Source organism: Shinella sp. 20P9.1.1, from assembly GCF_057798995.1.
Genome location: NZ_JBYOLC010000001.1, coordinates 130,284 through 152,733, shown reverse-complemented (window position 1 = coordinate 152,733; position 22,450 = coordinate 130,284). Strand labels below are relative to the sequence as shown.

Genomic DNA, 22,450 nt, shown 5'->3' with positions numbered 1-22,450 from the left:
GGCGTTGCGCGGAGCCTCCCGTCACTCCCGGCCTGCCGCGCTCAAAAACGTTTTCGCGGATGTCCCGGAACTCCTTCTCCCGGTCAATCCGTAACTTTTAGGCACCGGCAGGCGCACGAGGTGCCCGCCGGTACGGTTCTTCCCGTCAGTGCATCAGCCGGAAGCGGTGCAGCGAGATGAACAGGCTGAGCAGCTTGTTGACCACGGGCTCGCCCTCGTTGCGGTTGCCCATCGCCGCGAGCGCCGCATCGATGGAACCGGCCGCCGCCGTCAGCTCGGACACGGTCATGTTCGCCATGACGCCGTAGATTTCGAGCGGCATCACTGCCTTCTCCACCTTGTTCTCCGTCACGATGCAGGCACCGGCATAGGTGTCGACCTGCTTGACGCAGTGGCACATTTCCGCACTCTCCTCGCCCACCACGACGAAGTAGGGTTTCGGCGCCGGCCAGAAGGTCGCGACCGCGCCGCGATCGATCGACACGCCCTTGAACAGGCCGTTGACGATGTGGCGTTTACCATCGGCATAACGTTGGATGACCGAGAGGCGCGAATATTTGACGCCATCGACCTCCGGCACCACTTTGCCGTCGCGCAGCGGCACCCAGACCTCCTGGTAGAATTTCGCATGGCCGCGGCCATAGACGTCGAACAGATAGACCTTCGCCTTGCTGCCGTCCTCGGAGATTTCGAGCGGCACGATATCGAGTTGGTCGGCCGCGAGGTCGGCGAGACCCGGAACACCCTTCTTGCACATGCCGGAATAGTCGATCTCGGCATTCGTCAGCAGCTTGCGGTCCTTGGCGACCAGTTCGCCGTCCTTGAAGACATAGCGCGGATTGATCTTCGACAGGCTGTCGGTCAGCACGATGTCAGCAAAGCGGCCTGGCGTCAGCGAGCCGAGCTTGTCTTCCATGTGGAAGGAGCGCGCCGTGTTGAGCGTCGCCATCTTGATCGCATGGATCGGGTTGATGCCCATCTCCGCGCAGAGTGAGATGATCCAGTCCATGTGGCCCATGGTCAGCAGGCGCTCGATGGAGATGTTGTCCGTGCAGAGCATGAAATTGTCGGTCGGCCATTTGCGGTCGACGATGGCGCGCAGCAGCACCTTGATGACCTCCGCGCTGCCGACGCCGAACTTGATATGGGTCGGGAAACCGTAGCGGACGCTCTTTTCGAGGTCCTTCTCGTTCCAGACATCGTGGTTGTTCGAGCAGCCGATGGCCGGCAGGTAGTTGAGGATCATGTCGGAGAGCGCGGTGACGCCCCAGTGGCCGTTCATGAAGCCGCCCTGTGCGCGAACCCACGCCGCCTTGCGGAAGTCGTCGTCATTGCCGGAGGAATAGGTGAAATGCTCGAACTCGCCGAGACCGATCACCGGCTCCATCTTCAGCACTGCCTCGGTGACATTGGCCGCCGTCTTCTTGCCCGGCGCGAAGGCATAGAGGCGATAGGGCAGCTTGTCATAGTCCTTGAACAGTTTCTGCGCCGCCTCGACGCCCTCTTCGCCGGCCGCACTGAGGAGATCGAGGCATTCGGAATAGATCGTCGTCGTCCCGCAAGGCACCATCGCTTCGGCAAGCGCGGTCGGATGGGCGAGCTGGGATTCGAAATGGATATGGGCGTCGATGAGGCCTGGAATGGCATAGAGCCCCTTGCCGTCGAAGACCTCCTTCACCTTCAGGATGCTCTCGTCCGGATTGAGCGCGATGATGCGCTTGTCATAGACGAGGATCGAGCCGTGATAGACGGTCTCGCCGTGAACATCGAGGATGTTCAGGTTCTTCAGGAGCAGGTCTGCCTCCCGCTCGCCGTTCAGGATGGCGAAGATCGCCCGCACCGTGTCGTAGTGGGCGGCCTCCGCGATGGTCACATGCTGGTTCATGATGGTCCTCCGGTCTCTTCGGCCCGTCGCCGGGCCGGCATTCGTTCGGGGTTTCCCCCGCCAGCGCGGCTCCTGCCTCCGCGCCTCTCGAAAATCATAAGACGCCATTGAACCGTTCCCGAAAAGCAGTATTTTACGCGCAAAGCGTACGCTTTTCGAGAACAGTTGAAGGAGGCGACGATGCTGCACTCCCGCGTGCTGCGCTATATCGACGAGGTGGCGCGGCTGGGCTCGATCCGCGCGGCCGGCGAACGGCTGAACGTCGCGCCGTCGGCCATCAACAAGCACGTGCTGCAATTGGAGGAGGCGATCGGCGAGCCGCTGTTCGAGCGCCTGCCGCGCGGCCTGCGGCTGACGCCGGCGGGCGAAATCCTGCTTGCCCATGTTCGCCGTACGATCAAGGAATACAGCCAGGTCGAGGCGGAGATCCGCGATATCAAGACCTTGCAGAGCGGCGAGGTGATCATCGCCACCATGAACGGCCTTGCCGGCGGCATCGTGCCGAAGGCGGCCGCCAGCTTCTGCGCCCGCCATCCGCGGCTGAAAATCTCGATCCGCGTGATGTTCGTGCGCGATATTGTGCAGGCGGTCATCGACGGCGAGGCGGATCTCGGCCTCGCCTTCAACCTTCCGGCCATGCCGCAACTCGAAACGCTCTGGAAGATGGACACGCGGCTTGGCGCCGTCGTCTCGCCGGAACATCCGCTCGCTGGCATGGAGACCCTGCCGCTGTCTTTCTGCGAACCCTATCCGCTGATCTTCGCCGACAAGTCGATGCTGATCCACGGCATCGTCGCCGATGCCTTTTTGGAGGCGGGACTTGCCGTGGAACCGGCCTTCCTGACCAATTCCATCGAGGCGATGAAGTGCCTCGCCGCCAGCGGCGACGGCATCGCCTTCCTCAGCAAGTTCGACATCGCCGAGGAGCAGCGCAACGGCCTGCTCACCTATGTGCAGATCCGCGACCGCACCTTCGGCAAGAACGTGCTCTCCCTCGTCCAGCGTGAAAAACGCGGCCGGGCGCTCGCCGCCTCCATGTTCGCCGACGAGATCACGCGGGCCTTGCGCGCGGCGGTGGAGTGATCCGGCGCGAGAGAATCGTCTATAAAACAGGACCTTCAGAAAACCGAACCCGATGCCAGCCTCCACCCCGCCCAAATCCGTCCTGATCACCGGCGCACGCGCACCCGTGGCGCTGCATCTGGCGCGGCTGTTTCATGGCTCGGGGTGGCGCGTGGTGCTGGCCGATACGCCGGCCTCCCCCCTCTCCGCTGCCAGCAGCGCCTGCGCCCGCTATATCCGCCTACCGCCGCCGCGCTTCAAGCCGCAAGGCTACGGCGACGCCGTCGAGGATTTGGTCAAACGGGAAGGCATCTCGCTGGTCCTGCCGACCTGCGAGGAGGTGTTCTACCTCGCCGCCGTCTGGCGCGAGCGACGCCTGACGGCAAGACTCTTCGCCCCGGACAGCGATCTCCTTGCCCGCGCGCACAACAAGTTCGATTTCATCGAACTCTGCAAAGACCTCGGCCTTGCCGCGCCGCAAACGACCCTCATCAGGGATAGGACCGGCCTCGCCGCCATCAGCAGGTCAACGTCAAGGCTGGTCTTCAAGCCGGCCTGGTCGCGTTTCGCAAGCCGCGTCCTCCTTCGCCCGAGGCCGGAAGAACTCGACGCGCTTGCCCCGACGCCGCAGGCGCCATGGGTCGCCCAGGAGTTCCTCGAAGGCGAGGAACTCAGCGCCTACGCCATTGCGAATGAAGGCCGCCTGCAAGCTTTTTCGCTCTATCGTTCGGTCTATCGGGCCGGCAAGGGGGCCGGCATCTATTTCGTGCCGGTCGAGAATGGAGCCGCCAAGGCTTTCGTCAGCCGCTTCGCCGCCGGCACCGGCTGGACGGGCCAGCTCTCCTTCGACCTGATCCGACGGCCCGACAGCAGCGTGCTGCCGCTGGAGTGCAATCCGCGTGCAACGAGCGGCCTGCATTTCTTCAGAGATCCGCAGGCTTTCGCAGCGGTCATTGCCGCTGGCGAAGGAACCGTCGAACCGGATGTCGTACGCCCGCAAACGGTCCGCCTCGCGCTCTGGCTCTACGGCCTGCCGGCCGCGTTGCGCTCGGGTGCGATCGGCGGCTTCCTGCGCAACCTCAAGGGCGCCGACGAGCTTCTCGACTGGCCGGACGACCCGGCCCCGAAACGGGCGCAGTGGCGGGCGCTCGGCGAGATCGCGGCGCTGGCGCTGCGCCACCGGATTTCCCTGCAGCGCGCCTCCACCCGCGACATCGAATGGGATGGGCCGGATCAAAGCTCGATGTAAAACGTCTCCGGCCTTTCCGCGGCGGGCGGCAAGGCACCGGCCATAATCGCCTCGATGCTGGGGCGCAGGAAATCCAGCGGACCGACGACAGGTGAGGCCTCCGGCCAGTGGGCTGCGTTGAGGCTCGCCGATGTCAGCACCCGGCGATCCTGTTCCAGCGCGATGCGGAACATCGGCCGGAAGGCAAGGGATTTGAGGTGATCGAGCAGCCCGCCGCGCGGGCCGATCAGGCAGCCGATGCCGTCCACCTGGTTTTCCGCCGCCTGCCGCAGGTGGAAGGTCGTGGCGAGCACGAGGCCTTTCGCCCCCCAGTATTCCAATTCCGCGATGCCGGGCGCGCGGAAGCGCCCGATCGTCTTGACCCGATCGCCCTCCAGAAGCCGGCTGATCAGGCCATGCTGGCGCTCCTCGCCGGTGTAACACGCTTCGACCCAGCCCGGACCGCCCGATACATCGACGCGAACGCGCTGGCGCTCGCTGCTCAGGCCGCGCAGAAGCCCCTTATGGGTGAAATGCGTGTGCGTGGCGTCGAGGATGTTTTCGGCGGTATCGACCAGCGTCGAGCGCGTGCTGCTCTCCACGAGCTTCAGGATGATCCTCTGCCCCTCCGCGCAGTGCAGGTAGGGCTCCCCTTCCGGCTCGCCGCGTGCGACGAAGACGACGCCCTCCTTCACGACGGTCTTCAGCCTTGGCACCCGATAGCCCGGCACCGCGCCCGTCAGCCCCGGAATGGCCGTGCAGGCGCCGGCCGCGTTGAAGCGCCAGCCGTGATAGGGACATTCGATCTCGCCATTTTCGACCTTGCCCTTCGACAATTCCACATGCCGATGCGGGCAGCGATCGTGCAGGGCGGCGATCTCCGCTCCGCTGCGAAACAGCACGACCGGCAGACCGGACAGCAGGATGCGCCTCGGCGTCTTGCCGATCCCGGACGCGATGGCGACCGCCTGCCATTCATCGGGGAAAAAGCTCATAGATCGAATGCCTCCAGAAGCGGAATGCCGATACGCCGCAACAGCCCCTCCATGAACCGCACCGCGAGGCGCTGTTTCAGCGGAAGATGGGCGACATAGACGGCGTTGTACTCGATAACGGGTTCGGCGCCGCGCAGGCTTTTAAATCGGCCGGCACCGGCACTCATGTTGAAGAATAGGCCACGTTCGGCCGCAATATCCTGCCCCGTCGCCATCACCAGCCGGTAGAGCCCATCCTTCAGCGGAAGGCGCGTGTCATATCCGACGATGGGCTGCGTCAGCGTACGGCCATTGGCGAAGAAACCCGACACCGCCACGAGCCGCCCGTCACCATCCCGGAAGCCGATGAGGTCGAACAGACCGTTCCGGTGCATCTCGCGGATATAGAGGGCGGTGTAGTGAGGGTTGAGCGGCGTGTATTTGTCGAGATAAAGCAGCTTGTAGAGTTCGGCGGCGCGCTCGTAATCCGCTTGCGTAAAGCTCTCGCCGGACGCGAAGCGATAGGGTGTGCGGGAGAGCAGCGCGCGGTCATATCCCTGGTTCTGCGTTTTGCGCGGCCCTTCACCGGAAAACAGATAGACGCGCCGCGCCGCGAGAAAGCGAAACCCTGCCGCCCTGAGACTGGCGATGGAGGGACCGTCCGCCGTCTCGTTGAGCGAGCGGATGACGATCGCCCTGTCGGGACATTTTTCGCGCAATTGCGCCACGAGCAGGGAGGCTGCCGAGGGAGAGATGGCCGGTACCGGGTTGGTGGACAGCAGCCAGTTGTTGACCTGCACCTGCTGGTCGAGCCCGCTTGCCGCCACCAGCGGACGGCAGGCGCGGATGAGGGCGCGCGCCGTGCCGCGCACTATGGGGGCAGCCGCAAAATTGCGTGTTTCGTCGATGGCATAGTCGACATAGGCGCTGCTCGGGCAGCAGATATAGCAGGTCGGCGCGTCCTGCTTGTCGTTGAGGGTGATCGGGAAATGCCGCCCTTCGACCGCGATGGAATCGACCGCCGTTACGAGGTTGCCGATAAGATTGGATACGGGATGAGCGTTGAAAAGCGCAACGAAGCGGCGAACCGCTTCCGGCGCATTGCGCACCCGCTCGTCCTCCCGCGGCAGCGCGATCATACCCCGCCCTCCGACCGGTAGCGGTTTTCCACACGCCGGAGCTTGCGATGCACCTCGAACGCCATCGCCTCGCGCCGCACGTCAATCTCCGGGCTGAGCCCGCGCTGCGAAAACACACGGCCAAGCGCGTCCCGCGCCGCCTTGGCGCTTTCGTCTGCGAGTCCCGGCTCCAGCACGAGGCTGATCCCGCCATGCGCCTCCCTGATGATGCGGAAATCGGCGATCGCGCGGGCAGCGTCGAGCACGGCGTTGCGCATCACGTCTGGCGTCAGCAGAAGCCGCGCGCCATCGCCGCGTGCGAAAACGAAGGTATCGTCCAGCCGGCCGACGATCTCGTCCACCACCCGCAGCGGGGAACCACAGGCGCACGAGTGACCCGACAGGCGCAGGAGATCGTTCATGCGGTAGCGCGCCATGATCTGGAAGCGGCGGCAGAAGCCCGTCACCACCGGCGCGACCAGCCCGTCCGCGACAGGCTCGAACTCGAAGACATTGGCGTCTTCCGCCAGATGCAGCCGGCCCTCGGCGCAGGAGACGGCGAAAAGCCCCTCCGTCGCCATATAGATCTGCCCAAGCTTTATGCCGAAACGCGCCTCAATGACGGTGCGATCCACCGGGTCCAAAGTTTCAGCGCCGGCGAAAAGCCGCCGCGGCTTCAGCTGTTCGGAATGTTCCGCAAGATGGCGCAGCACTAGGGGCGGCGCGACGATGGTGGTCGGCGCAAAGGTCTCCAGCACGGGCAGCCAGCTTTCGACACCCTGCCGCAGGTCGAAGAATTCCAGCCGCAGCAGGCGCGATTGGCGGGCGCCTTCGTAGAGTGCGGAATTCTGAGGCAGGATGACGGCGACGCGCTCGGGTTCGACCAGAAACCGTGGCACCGCCTTGGCGAGGATGGTGCCGAGCCAGCGGTCCTGTTCGGCTGATGTAATGGCGTAGAGCGCGCGGTTGCCGCTGGTGCCCGTGCTGGCGCCGATGCTGATATCACCACACCGGCCGGTCGTTTCAAACGCATGCCAGCCCGCTTCCGCCGTGATGCGCCCCCGGTTGAAAGCCGCGAAATCCGCCATGACGACGGCCTTGTCGATGATCGGCAGCGCCTCCAGCCGAGGCAACGCGCCGCGGTAGAAATCGACGCCGCGCAGGTCGCGCTCAAGCCAGCGGCGAAGGGCAGCGGCCTGTCCCCGCTCGAAAGCAGCGCGCGAACGGCCGGCGCGGCAAGCCCATAGCGTTTGCGCGAAGGCCGAGGCGATGCGGAGCCGGCCGGTCATGGCGCCTCCGCGGCAAGGTCGTAGCGGCTCTCGGCCGGGTCATGGCACAGCAAGACGCCACCACCCGCCTGGCGGAACGCCAGGACACGGCGGGTGCTTTCGGCAAGCGCATGGGGATCGTCGGCAATCAGGCTGGCCGGGAAACCGGGGCGGCGGTCCTCCTCCAACGCCTCAGTGCACCATTGGACGTCCACGGCATAGAGAAGCGGCACTGGCAGGCTAGTAAAACAGAGACCGAAATGGCCTTCGGCATGGCCGGGGAGATCGATGGCGAGCACGCTGCCGTCGCCGAAGAGATCGCGGCCCAATCCGAGCCCGAGCGGAGCCTCACGCACAGCAACGCCATCGACGTCATCCACCCGCGAAGCAAGATCGTTCGGTAGAAGGTCGCGGAAAATGCCGTGGCACAGGTTTTTGCGCGCAGGCTGTTTCAGGATTTTCCTAAGCAAGTCAGCCTTTGCGATGATCCGCGCCTTCGGGAAAAGATTAAGACTTGCGACGTGATCGGCGTGGAAATGCGTGACGATGATGGTGCCGACCTCATCAGACTTCAAGCCGAGCCGCCGCAGAACGGGTTCCGTTTGGCCCTCCGTTGCCAGATTGGGACCAAGAATCGCATTGTAGAGACGTAGCGCCAGACTGCGCGGCCCCTCTGTCACCCTTGGACCATACCCTGTGTCGATCATCACGGGGCCGGCTGTCGGGTGCCGAAAGAAGCCGTAGCGCACCTTCAACGGCACGCGCCGCCATGCGCCGCCGCGCAGGAACAAACGCTCCGGCGCCGTGACGAAAGCACTGTTGGCGAAGACCGGCTTCATGGCTTACGCCTTCCGTCCAGGGTCATGGCCAGACCTGCCTCGAGCGAAATCCGGGGTTGCCAGCCGAGCATGCAGCGCGCCTTGGAAATATCGAGACTTTGCCGAAAGGCGAAGAGGCCGAGCGTGTAGGGCGTGACCGCCGGTTCCTTCGGAACTGGGCGTGCAAGGCTCGCGATTTCCGAGAGACGCGCCAGCAGAAGCGCCGGATAGAACGGCACCGGCTTCCAGCGCAGCGGCACGGCAAGCGCCGAGCAGACGCGCTCAACGAGATCGCGTACGAGCACCATTTCGCCGCTCGAAATGTTGAAGGTCTTCCCTTCAACCGCAGGACCGGCGTTCAGCGCCGTCTCGATAGCGGCCACCACGTCATTCACATGGGTAAGGTCGATGGCCGCAGCGCCGGAACGCAGCAGCGGCAAAGGCCCGCGGCGGGCGGCGGCGATCAGGCGCGGCAGCAGCGTCTCCTCTCCCGCGCCATAAATTCCTCGGGGCCGCAGATTGACCGGGCCGAGTTTGGGGCGGGCGAGAACCAGTTGCTCGGCCTCCGCCTTGGTCCGGGCATAGGCATTGATCGGGCGCGGCAGGGATGCGGTCTCCGTGACGGCGACCTTGTCCTTCATCTCGAAATAGACCGTCGGCGAGGAGATGTTGACGAAGCGGCGTGCGCCGAGCGCTTCGGCCAGATCGAGCGCGTTTCGCGTGCCCTCCACATTGGCGGCGTGGAAGGCTGCAAGACGACCCCAGGGGGCGGAGAGCGCGGCGCAATGAACGACGGCATCCACCCGGCCGATGATACCCGCCAGATGCAGGACGGAATGGGAAAGGTCGGCGCAGACGATCCTAAAACCGGCGCCCTGAAGCGTGCGGCATCGGGCTTCATTTCGACCAAGGCTGACGGGATCGAGCCCGCAGGCGGCAAGATGCCGGACCAGCACGCCGCCCAGAAATCCCGTCGCTCCGGTGACCAGGACACGCATCCGGGTCAAACCTCGATGGCCATGCCACCGAAGGAAACGCCGGCCGAGGTGCCGAGCAGCAGAAGCCGTGTTCCCCTGCTGATCCGCCCCTCGGTCCAGGCGATGTCGAGCGCGGTCGGGATGGACGCGGCGATCTGGTTGCCGAACCGTGCCGCGATGTTGACCACGCGCGCGCCGGACATGCCCGTCTGCGCGATCATATGCTCCAGCGCCAGCGGACTTGCCTGATGCGGCACGACGAGGTCGACATCGGCGGGCGTCCATCCGGCGGCGGACAAGAGATCGTCGACAAAGCGGGGGAAATACCGGTGCGTGATGCGGAAAAGTTCCTTGCCGTCCATGCGGAAGACGGCGTGGGCGGTAAATGCCGTCGGCTCCAGCGCGAAATCGAAGCGCGTGCCGCCGGCACCGATCTCGCAGGCCTCATAAGCCGAGGGGTAGGTGCGCATGAGGCTTGCGCGGATTGCGCCCGCGCCTTCCGGCGCCGCCGTCAACACGACGGCGGCCGCGCCGTCGCCGAACAGCGCCGCGACATCCGGCTGCTCTTTCCACGGCAGCGCCCGCGAGGCGATTTCCGAGGAGAAGACGAGCGCCATGCGGGACTGCCCGGCCGCGATGCGGCCGGCGGCCAGGTCGAGAGCGGAGAGGAAGCTGAGACAGGTGGCATTGACGTCGAAAGCCGCAGCCGCACCGTCGGGAATCCCAAGACGGCGCATCACGAGCGGCGCGGTTGCCGGCAGGGTCTGATAGGGAATGCCGCAGGCGCCCAGCACGAGGTCGATATCCGCTGCAACAACCTCCGCCCTTTCCATGGCGAGGCGGGCGGCACCGACGGCAAGGTCGATCTGGTCTTCCGTCTCGCAGACATGCCGGCTGCGCACTCCCGAAAGCCTTTCCAGATGGCCGGCAGGAAATCCCAGCCATCGGTCGAGTTCCTCGGACAGAACCACCTTCGCCGGCACCACGTGCCCCGTTCCTGCTATGCGGATGGAAAAAATGGCGCGCATCTCCGGTCGCAACTCGATCGCGAGGCCCCGGCCCCACACACTCAGAACGTTTCAGATATCCTCGATGCAGGTCTGCGGCATCAAAAAAAATTCGGTGCGCCCGGATAAAGTTACCGCGGCACGAATTCCACCAGCAGCGATTTCAGCTCGATCTCGCGCACGCGCCGCGCCGCCTCGTCCGGGCTGACCCAGGCGAGGATGCGCTCGCCCTTCTCCTTGAACTTGCCTGCGGTCATCGTGACCTCGATCTGGAAGACATCGACGATGCAGGGCACGACGTCGCCATCGTCGAGCAGCTTCAGGTAGGTGTAGCTGCCGACGGGTTTCTTGCGGATTTTCCCGGAAACGCCGGACTCCTGGACGGCTTCGATCGCGGCGGCCTCGTAGGGTTTCCTGCCCTTCATCGGCCAACCCTTGGGAATGATCCAGCGCCCGCTGTCCCGCGAGGTCACCACGAGGATTTCGATGCCGGCGTCCTCAGGAAGGAAACGAAAGCACAGGGCGGCATATTGCTGGCGAAACGCCCCGGAAAACAGCTTCTCCGGCTTGGCGGCAAGCTGTTGCAGCAGGGTTTTCGGCTTGTTCGGCCGCAGCACCTTGTCTTTCTTCGTACTTTTCAACGGTCCCTGTCTCGCGGCATCGGCTCGCACACCCTGTCCGGCAATGTCGGCTGACATCAAGCAACGATGCCGCCATGTCAAAGGGAAATCTTGTAAAAAGGCATGTATGGCCGCACCCCGCCCTACCGGCACGACGAGCGGACCGCCGACCTCTGCGGCTCAATCCGCCCCGAGCGCCACCGCCGGCTGGAGATGCGAGGCGTTGCGGGCCGGCAGGTAGCCGAAGACGAGGCCGGTCAGGAACGAGCAGGCGAAGGCGAGCGCCACCGGGCCGAGGGTGAAGCTGACCGGCATGCCGAAGACCTTTGCGAGCGCACCGATGGAGAGGCCGAGCCCCACGCCAATGGCGCCGCCGATCGCCGAGACGACCAGCGCCTCGATAAGGAACTGCAAGAGGATATCGCGCCGCCTCGCCCCCGTCGCCATGCGCACGCCGATCTCGCGGGTGCGCTCACGCACGGAAACCAGCATGATGTTCATCACCCCGATGCCGCCGACGAGAAGCGAGATCGCGGCGACGGAGCCGAGGAAAAGCTTCATCGTGTTGGAGGTCTCGGTGAAGGCCTCGCGCACGGAGGACATGTTGGTGATCTGCGTGTCCTCGGCCTTGTGACGCGTATCGAGCAGGGTCTGGATGGCATCCTGCGTCAGGTCGATCGCCGCGGAATCCTCGACCTGCACGGTGATCGTGCGCACGTTGCGCTGGCCGAAGAGCCGCATGCTGCCGGTCGAGAGCGGCACGAGGATCGTGTCGTCCTGGTCGTTGCCGCCGGCGCTCGCACCCATCTCCGCCATCACGCCGATGACCTGGAAGGGGATCTTGTTGACCAGCACATATTGCCCGAGCGGACTGGCGCCATCGGGAAACAGGGTTTTCGCCACGGTCTGGCCAAGCACCGCGACGGGCGCATAGGTGTCCATGTCGTCGGCATTGAGGAATTCGCCCTCGGCGACCTTCCAGTTCTTCGCCTGCGTGAAGGCCGGCACCGTGCCGTTCGCCGTCGTCTGATAATCGATATTGCCGTAGCGCAGGGTCACGGAGCTGGTCATTTCCGGCACGGCGAAGGAGACGTTTGGCAATTCGAGGATCGCATCGGCATCGGACGGAATGAGCGTCACCGGAGCACTGCCGCCGCCACGGAAATTCGCCATGCTGGGGCGGACCAGGAGAACGTTCGAGCCCATCGCGGAAATGCGGTCCAGCACGGAATTCTGTGCGCCCGTGCCGATCGCCAGCATGGCCACGACGGAACCAACGCCGATGACGATGCCGAGCAGCGTCAGCACGGTACGGAACAGGTTGGCGTGCAGCGCGCGGATCGCCATCTTCACGGCCTCGGAAACATCGGCAATGGCCGCCGATCCCTCCTTCACCGCCTTCTGCAAGCCGGCAGCGGCTTCGGACGAGGGACGCGCCTTCTTGGCGCGATCGGAAATGATGCGGCCATCGCGGATCTCGATCAGCCGGTCGGCGGCCTCCGCCACCTCGCGCGAATGGGTGATGAGGATGATCGTGTGGCCGTCCTCATGCATCCGCCGCAAGAGCGCCATCACCTCCTCGCCGCTCTGGCTGTCGAGCGCGCCGGTCGGCTCGTCGGCGAGGATGACACGGCCGCCGTTCATCAGCGCCCGTGCAATGGAGACACGCTGCTGCTGGCCGCCGGAAAGCTGGTTCGGCCGATGATCGAGCCGGTCGCCGAGCTTCAGCGAGGACAGCAGCATGTCCGCCCGCTCCTGCCGCTCGCGTGCGGAAATGCCGGCATAGATGGCGGGGACCTCGACATTTTCGCGGGCGCTGGCCGTCGGAATGAGATTGTAGCTCTGGAAGACGAAGCCGAAGGTGCGGCGGCGCAGCGCCGCCAGCTCATCCGTCTCGAAATCCGAGACCGGCTCGCCGTCGATGCGGTATTCGCCCGAAGTCGGCTGGTCGAGGCAGCCGAGAATGTTCATCAGCGTCGACTTGCCGGAGCCGGACTGGCCGATGATCGCGACGAACTCGCCCGCCTCGATATCGAGCGACACGCCATGCAGGACCTCGACGGCAAAACCATCGTTGAAAAAGGTCTTCGTGACGTCCTTGAGCGAGATGAGCGCGGTCATGGCAGCCTCAGAACATCGGCGGCATGCGGTTGTTGCGCCGCGAGTTGCGCGGGGCCGCGTCGCCCGTCGAGCCGGCGGTGACGACGACCTTGTCGCCCTCGAAAAGCCCGCTCTTCACCTCGATGCTGACGCGGTTGCGGATGCCGGTCTCGACCTTGCGCACCTCTTTCGCCCCCGAAGCGGTGACGACGGTAACCTCTGTCCCGTCCTTCGTGGTGCTGACGGCGCCGGCCGGCACGAGCAGCACGTTGCGCGCCGCCGCCTGCACGAAGAAGACCTGCGCGCTCATCGACATCATCAATTCGTAGTCCGGGTTCGGCACGTCGAACAGCGCATTGTAGAGCACGACATTGTTCTCGACCGTCGGGGCCGGCTCGATCTGCCGCAGTTTTCCGGTAAAGCGTTTGCCCGGCTGGCCGAGCAGGGTGAAATAGGCCTCCATGCCGACCTTCAGCCGGCTGACATCGGCCTCGGAGACTTCCGCCCGCACCGTCATGGTCGAGAGGTCGGCGATGGTGACGATGGTCGGTGCGCTCTGCACGGCGTTCAGCGTCTGGCCTTCCTTCACCGGGTTGGAAACGACGGTGCCCGCCATCGGCGCATAAATCTTGGTATAGCCGAGATCCACCTCGTCGCCGGCAAGCGTGGCCTGCTGCTTGCGGATCTGCGCCTCGGTGGCGTTGACGTCGGCTTCGGCGGCAGCAAGGTCGGCGACGGCCTGATCGAGCGCCTGCTTTGCGGCGGCATTGCCGGCCACCAGGTTGCGCTGACGGGCAATATTGGCCTGTTTCAGCGCAAGCTGCGCCTTCTTGGATTCCAGTTGCGCCTGGAGGTTCGCCAGTTCCGCGCGGTTGATCTCGATGCGGTTTTCGATGGTCGCCTGGTCCATCTCGGCGAGCAGCTGGTCCTTCGTCACGGCATCGCCGATCGCCACATGCAGCGTCTTCAACTGGCCCGACACCTGTGCGCCGGCATCGACGGATTTCACCGCCTCCAGCGTGCCGACCGCCGTCACGGCATTTTCGATATCGCCGCGCACCACCGCCTGGGTAATGATGGCCGTCGTCGCCTCTGCCGGCGCATAGGCGCGCCAGCCGTAATAGCCGGCACCCGCAAGTACGACGATGACCGGCAGCCAGATCCAGGCACGCGAGCGGCGCTTGCGGCGGGCCGGCGGCACGGCGCCGGGCATGAAGGTGACATTCGTGTGCCCGGCCTCACCGGCGGGCTTCTCATCCTTCTGCGGTTTCACGTTCCTGGTCATCGGCAATCCCATGGCGAGGCCACGCCTCGTCCGTCCCTTTCCATCTCATGTGGAGCCACCCATAGCGGACGGAAAGGCCAGTGCCTCGTTATATTTTTGTAATGTTGCGCTTTGCTTGTCAGCGTACGGGCCGGGCTGCACCGCGAATGGCCAGCGAGACGGCATAGAGCGACGTCGTTGCGGTGATGAACAGGCGATGGCCCTGCCGGCCGCCGAAGCAGATGTTGGACACGGTTTCCGGCACCAGAATGCGACCGAGACGCCGCCCGTCAGGCGCGATGCAATGCACGCCGTCGCCCGCCGAAGACCAGAGATTGCCCGCCGCATCGACGCGCATGCCGTCCGCACAGCCGGGCGAGATAGCGTGGAAAACCTTGCCGCCGGTCAGCGCCCAGTCCGCCCCGACGTCGAAGGCGCGGATATGGCGCGGATCATCCTGAAACATCCGGCCGGTATCGGCGACATAGAGGCGCTTCTCATCCGGGCTGAAGGCAAGGCCGTTCGGGCAACTGAAATCGGTGAGCACGGCGCGGATTTCACCCGAGAGCGCATCGACGCGATAGACGTTGCATGGCAATTCCTGCTCGGCGCGCGTGCCCTCGTAGTCGGAGGCGATGCCGTAATGCGGATCGGTGAACCAGATCGCGCCATCGGAGGCGACGATCACATCATTCGGCGAATTCAGCCGCTTGCCTTCGAAACGGTCGGCAATGACGGTGATCGTGCCGTCATGTTCCGTGCGGGTGACACGGCGCGTGCAGTGCTCGCACGTCACCAGCCGCCCTTCCCGATCGCGGGTGTTGCCGTTCGAAAAGTTCGACGGCTCGCGAAAGGTGCTGATACCTGATGTCGGGCTCCAGCGCAGCATACGGTTGTTAGGAATATCGGAAAACAGCAGGCAATCGTGATCGCCGAACCAGACCGGTCCCTCGACCCAATCGAAGCCGCCGGCCAGTTTCTTCAGCGGCGCGTTGCCCAGCACGAAGGTGGAGAATTCGGGTTCTTCCGCGACAAAAAACGACATCCCGTTGCTCCCCTCTCAAACGGCAGAGCCGCAGGATAACGATCGAAGCGCGTGGGGCAAGGTCGGCCGAAAAACGCCTTCGTTTCCCCACAGGCCGCCTGTATCCTGCGCAAATCAATTGACATGAGGGATTTGGAAATGGACGTCGTTTTTTCTCCGGAGCTCACCATCTGCGGCATCGAGGAGCTGCCTAACCAGAGCGCCCGGAACGTAACCCACGTGCTCTCGCTGCTCGATCCGGAACTGCCCGAACTCGAGGCCTTCCAGAGCTACGGCAAGCACCTGCGCACGACGCTGCGTTTCCACGACATCATCGACGACCTGCCCGAACGGGTGCGGCCGCGGCCCGATCATATCGAATCGATCCTCGCCTTCGGACAGGATTTCCTGAACCGGCAGGAGCGGGCGGCGCCGAGCCATCTGCTCGTCCATTGCCATATGGGCATATCCCGCTCGACGGCCGCCATGCTGACCCTGATGGCGCAGGGTAATCCCGACGAGGAGGCCGAAAACCTCTTCACCCGCCTCGCGGTCATCCGCCCGCAGGCCTGGCCGAATTCGCAGATGATCGGCTTTGCCGACGAACAGCTGGGCCGCAAGGGCGACCTCACCGCAGCCCTTCGCCGCCACTACGGACGACAGATCCGCAAGCAGCCGCAATATGTGGAGTGGATGACGAAGCTCGGCCGCAAGGCGGAACTCGATATGGCGGTTCTCGACTAGAACCGGCTTAGCGGCCACCTAATCAGCGCTGAACCAAACTCTTATGTCGGGCAAAACAGGCTTCCTCTACACCTTTCGCATGTCGCGGCCGCAAGGGCCGAGCCAGCGGAAAGCAAGGGGAAGCCGGCATGTCAGTGGAAAAAGTGGACACGCTCGTCATCGGCGCCGGCCAGGCCGGCGTCGCCATGAGCGAACATCTCGGCAAGCGCGGCGTGCCCCATCTGGTGCTGGAAAAGAACCGCATTGCCGAAAGCTGGCGCACTGCCCGCTGGGACAGCCTCGTCGCCAACGGTCCCGCCTGGCACGACCGTTTCCCCGGCATGACCTTTCCCGGTCTGGAAGACGAGGCCTTCGCGCCGAAGGAGCAGGTCGCCGACTACTTCGTCGCCTATTCCGAGATGATCAAGGCGCCGATCCGCACCGGCATCGAAGTCAAAAGCGTCTCCCGCGAGGGCGGCGGCTTCCGCGTGGAAACCTCCGAAGGCGTCATCGAGGCGAAGAACGTCGTCTCCGCCACCGGCGCCTTCCAGCGGCCGATCATGCCGGCGCTGGTGCCGGCGGAAGAAGGCCTCACGCAGATCCATTCCAACACCTATCGCAATCCCGGCCAGATGCCGGAAGGTGCGGTCCTGGTGGTCGGCGCCGGTTCCTCCGGCACGCAGATCGCCGACGAATTGCTGCGCGCGGGCAAGCGCGTCTATCTTTCCATCGGCCCGCATGACCGGCCGCCGCGCCGCTATCGCGGCAAGGATTTCTGCTGGTGGCTCGGCGTGCTCGGCATCTGGGACCTCAAGGTGCCCGCGCCGAACACCGAACATGTCACCATCGCCGTCAGCGGCGCCTATGGCGGCAACACCGTCGATTTCCGCCGCCTCGGCAACCGCGGCATGACCCTGCTTGGCCGGGCGGAGAGCTTCAAGGACGGCGTGCTGCAGATCGCCCCCGACCTTGCCGACAACATTGCCCGCGGCGACGCCAACCAGCTGTCGCTGCTCGACCGCGCCGACGCCTATGCCGCAGAAAACAATCTCGACCTGCCCGAAGAACCGGAAGCCCGCCACAAGGAGCCGGACCCGGCCTGCGTGACCGATCCGATCCTTGCGCTGAACCTCAAGGAAGCCGGCATCACCTCCATCATCTGGGCGACCGGCTACGCGGTCGATTACAGCTGGCTGAAGCTCGACGCGCTCGATGAAAAGGGCCGGCCGGTGCATGAGCGCGGCGTGTCGAAAGTGCCGGGCCTGTTCTTCGTCGGCCTGCCCTGGCTGTCGCGCCGCGCTTCCTCCTTCATCTGGGGCTGCTGGCACGATGCGGATTATCTGGCCGGCTATATTGCCGAGCACCGCAGCGACGAGAAAACCGAGGCCGCAGCCGCGGCCTCCTGAGGGTGTTGAACGCGGCGGCTGGAGGAGGCTGAGCATACGATGATGCGCGACCAGAACCCCGGCGCGGGCCGCCTCATCCACAGCCCGGAGAGCCACGCTCTTCCCGCGCAGAAAAATCTGTTCCTTAATTGGGGTCTCAACAGGGGAACAGACATGGTGTTGCGCTTCACGCTCCGGCAACTGGAATATCTCGTCGCGGTCGGGGAATATGGCTCCGTCACCGAGGCGGCCGAGCGGGTGAACGTTTCCGCCCCTTCGGTCTCGGCGGCGATCTCGCAGCTCGAGAAGGAATTCGGCATCACGCTGTTCGTGCGCCGCCACGCACATGGGCTTTCGCTGACGCAGGCCGGCCACACCTTCGTCGATCAGGCGCGCCAGATTCTCGGCGAAGCCGCCAAGCTCAACGCGCTCTCCAACGAACTGACCGGGCAGATCCGCGGGCCGCTGCATGTCGCCTGCCTCGTCACCTTCGCCCAGGCCGTCATCCCGGCGCTGCGCCGCGCCTTTTCCGACGAATATCCGGATGTCGATTTCTTCCAGTACGAGCGCGACCAGGCGCGTATCCTGGAGGGGCTGCGCATGGCGCGCTTCGACATCGCGCTGTCCTACGATCTCGACATCCCCGCCGACATCGCCTTCCATGAACTGGCGGTGCTGCCGCCCTATGCGGTGCTGCACGAGGATCATCCGCTGGCCGGCCGCAGCGCGGTGACGATCGCGGATCTGGCACCCTATCCGATGATCCTGCTCGACCTGCCGCATAGCTCCGCCTATTTCCTCTCGCTCTTCCGCGATGCGAGCCTGACGCCGCAGATCGTCGAGCGCACGCGCGACATGTCGGTAATGCGCGCCATGGTCGCCAATCGTTTCGGCTATTCCATCGCCAATATCCGCCCCGTCTCCACCTATGCGCTCGATGGCGGCAAGCTCTCCTTCGTGCCGCTCACCGGCAACCTGCGCCCCATGCGCATGGGCATCCTCTCCATGGGCGGCGCGAGCCCGGCGCTGACGGTGCGGCGCTTCATCGATTTCTGCGGCGAGAAGATCGGCGACATGGTCATGGACCTGCCGGTTTCCGCCGCTCGCCCCAAAGACCAGAAAGGCAGTTCATGAGCACGACGATCGACTGGCGCGCCCGCGCCCAGAGCCTGAAATTCCGCAATGGCGTCTATATCGACGGCAAGTTCCGCGATGCGGCAAAGGGCGGCCGGTTCGAGACCATCAATCCGGCCAATGCGCAGGTCCTGACGGCCGTCGCGCGCGGCACCGCCGAGGATATCGATGCCGCCGTCGCCTCCGCCCGCCGCGCCTTCGAGGACGGCCGCTGGTCGGGCAAATCGCCGGCCGAGCGCAAGGAGGTGCTGCTGCGGCTTGCCGCCCTCATCCGCGAGAACATCCCGGAACTGGCGCTCCTGGAAACGCTGGATGTCGGCAAGCCGATCGGCGACAGTTCGACCATCGATGCGCCCGGCTCGGCGCATTTCTTCCAGTGGCATGCCGAGGCTATCGACAAGCTCTATGACGAGATCGCGCCGACCGGACGCGGTGACCTCGCCCTCATCCGCCGCGTGCCGCTCGGCGTCATCGGCGCCGTCGTGCCGTGGAATTTCCCGCTCGACATGGCGACGTGGAAACTCGCGCCGGCACTTGCCACCGGTAATTCCGTGGTGCTGAAGCCGGCCGAACAATCGCCGCTCTCCGCCTTGATGCTCGCCGAACTCGCCTCCGAGGCCGGCCTGCCGGATGGCGTGCTGAACGTCGTGCCGGGCTTCGGCGAGGATGCCGGCCGGGCACTTGGCCTGCATCCGGATGTCGATGCGCTGGTCTTCACCGGCTCGACCAAGGTCGGCAAGCTGTTCATGACCTACGCCGGGCAAAGCAACATGAAGCAGGTCTGGCTGGAGACCGGCGGCAAATCGCCGAACCTCGTCTTCGCCGATGCCGATCTCGACAAGGCCGCCGAGATGGCCGCCTTTGGTATTCTGTTCAATTCCGGCGAGGTCTGCTCGGCCAATTCCCGCCTGCTGGTGCATCGTTCCGTGCAGGAGGAGTTTACGCAGAAGCTGATCGCCGCCACAGCCGCCTGGCCGCTCGGCGACCCGCTCGATCCCGCGACCCGCATGGGGCCGCTGGTGGAAAAGGCCCATGCCGACCGCGTGGCAAGCTATATCGACATCGGCCGCAAGGAGGCCCGCCTCGCCCATGGCGGCGAGCGCGAGACGCGCGACGGTTCGGACTGCTATATCCAGCCGACGATCTTCAACGACGTCGCACCCGATGCCCGCATCGCGCGGGAAGAGATTTTCGGCCCGGTGCTCGCCATCACGCCCTTCGACAGCGACGACGAGGCATTGCGCATGGCAAACGACAGCGAATACGGCCTCGCCGCCTCCGTCTGGACGAAGGACCTGTCGCGCGCACTCAGTGTCTCCGATCGCCTGAATGCCGGCACGGTCTCGGTCAACACCGTCGATGCGCTCTCGGCCATGACGCCCTTCGGCGGCATGAAACAGTCCGGTTTCGGCCGCGACCTCTCGATCCACAGCTTCGACAAGTACTGCGCGCTCAAAACCGTGTGGGTGAAATACTAGGCACCTGCCTGCCCGGGCGGCAGCACGCCGCCCGGTTTTCGAACATCGATGGCGGCATCTTTTGGTCCCGTATGTCTGCGGGATCGCAGACCGCCAGTTCCCGCTTCACAACGCGCTGAAAATAAAAGAGAATTCTTCAACCTCTGAAGAGTAATCGCACCTTCGCGCGCAGATTGAAATCAAGCCACTGCCACACGGCGAACTCTGATTAGCCTGAACCTAATCCATGTTTCCGGAACGCGTCATTTACCGGAAGCCCGTTGCCCAATCCTATAGAGCCAGGAAACCCTGAGGACTGCCATGCGCGACGCCAAATACGATATCCTGTTCGAACCTCTCGCGATCGGTCCGCACATCGCGAAGAACCGGTTCTACCAGGTGCCGCATTGCAACGGCGGCGGCTACCGCGACCCGTCCGCGGCTGCCGCCATGCGTGGCATCAAATCGGAAGGCGGCTGGGGCGTCATTTTCACCGAGCAGACCGAGATGCACCACACCTCGGAGATCACGCCCTTCATCGAGCTGCGCCTGTGGGAGGACAAGGACATTCCCGGCCTTCGCCGCATGTCCGACGCCATGAAGGTGCACGGCGCGCTCGCCGGCATCCAGCTTGCCTATTCCGGCATCAACGGCCCGAATTTCTACACAAAGGAAGTGCCGCTCGCGCCGTCGGCGCTGCCGATCCGCACCTTCACCAACGACCCGGTACAGGCCCGCGCGCTCGACAAGACCGAGATCAAGGATCTGCGCCGCTGGTTCGTCAACGCCGCCAAGCGCTCCAAGGTCGCCGGCTTCGACCTGATCTGTCTTTACGGCGCGCACGGCTTCGGCATCTTCCAGCACTTCCTGTCGCGCGCCACCAACCAGCGCACCGACGAATACGGCGGCAGCCTCGAAAACCGCTCGCGCTTCGCCCGCGAGGTCATCGCCGATATCCGTGACGCCGTTGGTGATACGACGGCGATCACGCTGCGCGTCAGTCTCGACGAGACGATCGGCGAACTTGGTTTCTCCAATGCCGAAGTGCGAGAATTCGTCGAGATGAACGCCGACCTGCCCGATCTCTGGGACCTGGCGCACGGCGCCTGGGAAGACTGTTCCGGCCCCTCGCGCTTCAAGGAGGAGGGCGCGCAGGAGCTGCTGGTCAAGGGCATCCGCGAACTCTCGACGAAGCCCGTCGTCGGCGTCGGCCGCTTCACCTCGCCGGATGTGATGGCGCGCATGATCCGCCAGGGTGTGCTCGATTTCATCGGCTGCGCCCGTCCGTCGATCGCCGATCCCTTCCTGCCGAGGAAGATCGAGGAAGGCCGCATCGAGGATATCCGCGAGTGCATCGGCTGCAACATGTGCATCACCGGCGACATGACCATGTCGATCAGCCGCTGCACGCAGAACCCGACCTTCATGGAGGAATGGCGCAAGGGCTGGCACCCGGAGCGCATGAACGAGAAGGGCGACAGCCAGACCGTGCTCGTCGTCGGCGCAGGCCCGGCCGGTCTCGAAGCCACCCGCGCGCTTTCGATGCGCGGCTATGACGTGACGCTGGCAGAAGCCACGACAACGCTCGGCGGCCGCGTCGCCCGCGAACGGCTGCTGCCCGGCCTTTCCGCCTGGGGCCGCGTCGTCGATTACCGCCAGTACCAGATTTCCCAGCGCACCAATGTCGAGACCTATTTCGACAGCCGGCTCACGGCCGACGACGTGCTCGGCTTCGGCTTCGAGCATGTCGCCATCGCCACCGGCTCGCACTGGCGCCGCGACGGTGTGGCCCGCCAGCATGTCGTGCCCATGCCGATCGATGGCGGCATGACCGTCTGGACGCCCGACGACGTGATGGGCAAGATCCACCCGGAAAGCCTCGCCGGCAAGACCGTGGTGGTCTATGACGACGACCACTATTACATGGGCGGCGTGATGGCCGAGGTGATGGCCAAGGCCGGCGCCAAGGTCATTCTCGTCACGCCCTCGGCCTATGTCTCCGACTGGACGCGCAACACGCTGGAACAGGGCGCGATCCATGTCCGCCTCGACGATCTCGGCGTCGATATCCGCCTCAACCGCGGCGTCACCGCCATCCGCGCCGGCGAGGTCGAGACCAACTGCACCTATACCGGCCGCAAGACCGCCATCGGCTGCGACGCCGTCGTCATGGTCGCCTCGCGGCTTTCGGAAGATGCGCTCTACAACGACCTGATCGCCCGCAAGGACGACTGGGCCGACGCCGGCATCAAGAGCGTCAAGATCATCGGCGACGCCGCGGCCCCCGCGCCCATCGCCTGGGCGACCTATGCCGGCCATCGCTACGCGCGAGAACTGGACACGCCCGATATCGGCGATGCCCTGCCCTTCCGCCGCGAAATCACCCAGCTCGAGTCGGCGTGAGGA

Annotated in this window: 18 protein-coding genes; 7 read left to right on the top strand and 11 right to left on the bottom strand. The window is 64.8% G+C overall.

The window, feature by feature from the left end; translation table 11 throughout:
* Positions 1-145 precede the first annotated feature (145 nt).
* The gene (locus tag AC27VQ_RS00690) at positions 146-1,885 is read right to left on the bottom strand and encodes an amidohydrolase family protein (protein WP_488714780.1); all 1,740 of its coding nucleotides are present in this window, start codon (positions 1,883-1,885) and stop codon (positions 146-148) included.
* A 180-nt stretch (positions 1,886-2,065) separates the two neighbouring features.
* Here AC27VQ_RS00690 and AC27VQ_RS00685 point away from each other — a divergent pair, with 180 nt between their 5' ends.
* Positions 2,066-2,968, top strand: coding sequence for a LysR family transcriptional regulator (locus tag AC27VQ_RS00685; RefSeq protein ID WP_488714779.1), 903 nt, complete (start codon positions 2,066-2,068; stop codon positions 2,966-2,968).
* A gap of 52 nt (positions 2,969-3,020) precedes the next feature.
* Positions 3,021-4,196, top strand: coding sequence for an ATP-grasp domain-containing protein (locus tag AC27VQ_RS00680; protein WP_488714778.1), 1,176 nt, complete (start codon positions 3,021-3,023; stop codon positions 4,194-4,196).
* Here AC27VQ_RS00680 and AC27VQ_RS00675 read toward each other — a convergent pair.
* The 10 genes from AC27VQ_RS00675 to AC27VQ_RS00630 form a co-directional block, all read right to left on the bottom strand.
* Complete coding sequence (locus tag AC27VQ_RS00675) at positions 4,181-5,170, bottom strand: Rieske 2Fe-2S domain-containing protein (protein ID WP_488714777.1); 990 nt, start codon at positions 5,168-5,170, stop codon at positions 4,181-4,183. The two genes, AC27VQ_RS00680 and AC27VQ_RS00675, sit on opposite strands and share 16 nt — an antisense overlap.
* Complete coding sequence (locus AC27VQ_RS00670) at positions 5,167-6,288, bottom strand: GNAT family N-acetyltransferase (RefSeq protein WP_488714776.1); 1,122 nt, start codon at positions 6,286-6,288, stop codon at positions 5,167-5,169. The genes AC27VQ_RS00675 and AC27VQ_RS00670 overlap by 4 nt, the downstream gene beginning before the upstream one ends.
* Positions 6,285-7,556, bottom strand: a complete 1,272-nt coding sequence (locus tag AC27VQ_RS00665; protein ID WP_488714775.1) for a CoF synthetase — start codon at positions 7,554-7,556, stop codon at positions 6,285-6,287. The genes AC27VQ_RS00670 and AC27VQ_RS00665 overlap by 4 nt, the downstream gene beginning before the upstream one ends.
* The gene (locus AC27VQ_RS00660; RefSeq protein ID WP_488714774.1) at positions 7,553-8,374 is read right to left on the bottom strand and encodes an MBL fold metallo-hydrolase; all 822 of its coding nucleotides are present in this window, start codon (positions 8,372-8,374) and stop codon (positions 7,553-7,555) included. Before AC27VQ_RS00660 ends, AC27VQ_RS00665 begins: the two co-directional genes overlap by 4 nt.
* Entirely contained in the window at positions 8,371-9,351 is a 981-nt protein-coding gene (locus tag AC27VQ_RS00655) for an NAD-dependent epimerase/dehydratase family protein (RefSeq protein ID WP_488714773.1), read from the bottom strand. The genes AC27VQ_RS00660 and AC27VQ_RS00655 overlap by 4 nt, the downstream gene beginning before the upstream one ends.
* A gap of 5 nt (positions 9,352-9,356) precedes the next feature.
* Positions 9,357-10,316 carry a 3-oxoacyl-ACP synthase III family protein gene (locus AC27VQ_RS00650; protein ID WP_488714772.1) on the bottom strand — a complete coding sequence of 320 codons (960 nt, stop codon included), beginning with the start codon at positions 10,314-10,316 and terminating at the stop codon, positions 9,357-9,359.
* A 152-nt stretch (positions 10,317-10,468) separates the two neighbouring features.
* Positions 10,469-10,978 (bottom strand): NUDIX hydrolase, encoded by a 510-nt coding sequence (locus AC27VQ_RS00645; protein ID WP_488714771.1) that lies wholly within the window; start codon positions 10,976-10,978, stop codon positions 10,469-10,471.
* 159 nt (positions 10,979-11,137) lie between these two features.
* Positions 11,138-13,078, bottom strand: a complete 1,941-nt coding sequence (locus tag AC27VQ_RS00640) for a MacB family efflux pump subunit (protein WP_488714770.1) — start codon at positions 13,076-13,078, stop codon at positions 11,138-11,140.
* 7 nt (positions 13,079-13,085) lie between these two features.
* Positions 13,086-14,342 carry an efflux RND transporter periplasmic adaptor subunit gene (locus AC27VQ_RS00635; protein WP_488714769.1) on the bottom strand — a complete coding sequence of 419 codons (1,257 nt, stop codon included), beginning with the start codon at positions 14,340-14,342 and terminating at the stop codon, positions 13,086-13,088.
* Between the two features lie 118 nt (positions 14,343-14,460).
* Positions 14,461-15,366, bottom strand: coding sequence for an SMP-30/gluconolactonase/LRE family protein (locus AC27VQ_RS00630; protein ID WP_488714768.1), 906 nt, complete (start codon positions 15,364-15,366; stop codon positions 14,461-14,463).
* A 138-nt stretch (positions 15,367-15,504) separates the two neighbouring features.
* Here AC27VQ_RS00630 and AC27VQ_RS00625 point away from each other — a divergent pair, with 138 nt between their 5' ends.
* From AC27VQ_RS00625 to AC27VQ_RS00605, 5 genes are all read left to right on the top strand, one after another.
* Positions 15,505-16,089 carry a tyrosine phosphatase family protein gene (locus tag AC27VQ_RS00625; protein ID WP_488714767.1) on the top strand — a complete coding sequence of 195 codons (585 nt, stop codon included), beginning with the start codon at positions 15,505-15,507 and terminating at the stop codon, positions 16,087-16,089.
* Between the two features lie 128 nt (positions 16,090-16,217).
* On the top strand, positions 16,218-17,474 hold the full coding sequence (locus AC27VQ_RS00620) for a flavin-containing monooxygenase (protein WP_488714766.1): 1,257 nt from the start codon (positions 16,218-16,220) through the stop codon (positions 17,472-17,474).
* Between the two features lie 153 nt (positions 17,475-17,627).
* A complete protein-coding gene (locus AC27VQ_RS00615; RefSeq protein WP_488714765.1) occupies positions 17,628-18,587 on the top strand; it encodes a LysR family transcriptional regulator in 960 nt (319 codons plus the stop codon).
* Positions 18,584-20,065, top strand: coding sequence for an aldehyde dehydrogenase (locus AC27VQ_RS00610; protein WP_313529341.1), 1,482 nt, complete (start codon positions 18,584-18,586; stop codon positions 20,063-20,065). The genes AC27VQ_RS00615 and AC27VQ_RS00610 overlap by 4 nt, the downstream gene beginning before the upstream one ends.
* A 300-nt stretch (positions 20,066-20,365) precedes the next feature.
* A complete protein-coding gene (locus tag AC27VQ_RS00605) occupies positions 20,366-22,447 on the top strand; it encodes an oxidoreductase (protein ID WP_488714764.1) in 2,082 nt (693 codons plus the stop codon).
* Positions 22,448-22,450: the final 3 nt, after the last annotated feature.

Excerpts from the sequence above, each read along its gene's own strand:
- AC27VQ_RS00690 (WP_488714780.1), bottom strand. The coding sequence starts at position 1,885 with ATGAACCAGCATGTGACCATCGCGGAGGCCGCCCACTACGACACGGTG.
- AC27VQ_RS00685 (WP_488714779.1), top strand. The coding sequence starts at position 2,066 with ATGCTGCACTCCCGCGTGCTGCGCTATATCGACGAGGTGGCGCGGCTG.
- AC27VQ_RS00680 (WP_488714778.1), top strand. The coding sequence starts at position 3,021 with ATGCCAGCCTCCACCCCGCCCAAATCCGTCCTGATCACCGGCGCACGC.
- AC27VQ_RS00675 (WP_488714777.1), bottom strand. The coding sequence starts at position 5,170 with ATGAGCTTTTTCCCCGATGAATGGCAGGCGGTCGCCATCGCGTCCGGG.
- AC27VQ_RS00670 (WP_488714776.1), bottom strand. The coding sequence starts at position 6,288 with ATGATCGCGCTGCCGCGGGAGGACGAGCGGGTGCGCAATGCGCCGGAA.
- AC27VQ_RS00665 (WP_488714775.1), bottom strand. The coding sequence starts at position 7,556 with ATGACCGGCCGGCTCCGCATCGCCTCGGCCTTCGCGCAAACGCTATGG.
- AC27VQ_RS00660 (WP_488714774.1), bottom strand. The coding sequence starts at position 8,374 with ATGAAGCCGGTCTTCGCCAACAGTGCTTTCGTCACGGCGCCGGAGCGT.
- AC27VQ_RS00655 (WP_488714773.1), bottom strand. The coding sequence starts at position 9,351 with ATGCGTGTCCTGGTCACCGGAGCGACGGGATTTCTGGGCGGCGTGCTG.
- AC27VQ_RS00640 (WP_488714770.1), bottom strand. The coding sequence starts at position 13,078 with ATGACCGCGCTCATCTCGCTCAAGGACGTCACGAAGACCTTTTTCAAC.
- AC27VQ_RS00635 (WP_488714769.1), bottom strand. The coding sequence starts at position 14,342 with ATGACCAGGAACGTGAAACCGCAGAAGGATGAGAAGCCCGCCGGTGAG.
- AC27VQ_RS00630 (WP_488714768.1), bottom strand. The coding sequence starts at position 15,366 with ATGTCGTTTTTTGTCGCGGAAGAACCCGAATTCTCCACCTTCGTGCTG.
- AC27VQ_RS00625 (WP_488714767.1), top strand. The coding sequence starts at position 15,505 with ATGGACGTCGTTTTTTCTCCGGAGCTCACCATCTGCGGCATCGAGGAG.
- AC27VQ_RS00620 (WP_488714766.1), top strand. The coding sequence starts at position 16,218 with ATGTCAGTGGAAAAAGTGGACACGCTCGTCATCGGCGCCGGCCAGGCC.
- AC27VQ_RS00615 (WP_488714765.1), top strand. The coding sequence starts at position 17,628 with ATGGTGTTGCGCTTCACGCTCCGGCAACTGGAATATCTCGTCGCGGTC.
- AC27VQ_RS00610 (WP_313529341.1), top strand. The coding sequence starts at position 18,584 with ATGAGCACGACGATCGACTGGCGCGCCCGCGCCCAGAGCCTGAAATTC.
- AC27VQ_RS00605 (WP_488714764.1), top strand. The coding sequence starts at position 20,366 with ATGCGCGACGCCAAATACGATATCCTGTTCGAACCTCTCGCGATCGGT.